An 890-nucleotide genomic window follows, 5' to 3' on the forward strand; every position below is an offset into this window, starting at 1 on the left:
AAAGCGGTATTTCACTTGTTGGCGCTCTTCCGCGCTGCTGCCGCTGGGCAGATACAGCGAAATTACCGACAACTTGCCGAAATCGCAACGGACAAAACGGCCTTCCCTGTCAAATTCTTCAATGCCCATGCCGATTTGCACATTGTCGGGTTTGCGTTTGCTGTACACCGCCACGCCGCTGTAACCGCGCTTTTCGGCGCAATGCCAGTAGCCGTGCATACCGTGCGGATTTTTCATATCGTCCGACAGATCGGCTTCTTGAGCTTTCAGTTCCTGCACGCAGACAATGTCCGCGCCCGATGCGGCGATGTATTCGTAAAAACCTTTTTTATAGGCGGAGCGGATGCCGTTGACGTTGGCAGAGATGATTTTCAACATAAGATTTGAGTGATGTTTAAAAACGGATAATAGGATTGAAGCTTTCAGACGGCCTGCAAGTCATAAACAAATACTTTGGAATTGCGGCCGTTGGCATTGTATTCCTGCCGGCGTTCGGCAGGCAGATCATCGGCCGAGGCCGTCTGAAAGCCCCGTTCGACAAACCATTCGCCCGTGTGCGTGGATAAGGCGAAAAGCGTTTTGATATTCAAGGCGCGCGCTTTTTGGAATAAATGTTCCAACAGCAATTCGCCGTAGCCGCCGTCACGCGCTTCGGGCGACACCACCAGGCAGGCCAATTCGCCGCAGTCCGGCTCGGCAAAGGTTTTCAGCGCCACGCAGCCGTAAATGTTTTGATCGTGTTCCAATACGGAAAAACTAGAAATATGGTTTTCCAAATACTCGCGGCTGCGGTGTAACAAGATGCCTTGTTCCGCCAACGGACGGATTAAGGCGATGATGTGCGGAATGTCGTCGCTGCGTGCCTGACGGATGGAAACAAACGGCTCACG

At 52.4% G+C, this 890-nt stretch carries 2 protein-coding genes; both read right to left on the reverse strand.

The features are described from left to right. Nucleotides 1-378: exodeoxyribonuclease III (locus ACTHUT_RS21195; RefSeq protein ID WP_440419776.1), on the reverse strand; the 378-nt coding region annotated here is incomplete at its 3' end. Between the two features lie 44 nt (nt 379-422). Then, nucleotides 423-890, reverse strand: a 468-nt coding sequence (argA, locus tag ACTHUT_RS21200) for an amino-acid N-acetyltransferase (protein WP_440419777.1), incomplete at its 5' end; no start/stop codon positions are given.

This window comes from Neisseria sp. P0022.S010, assembly GCF_051956635.1.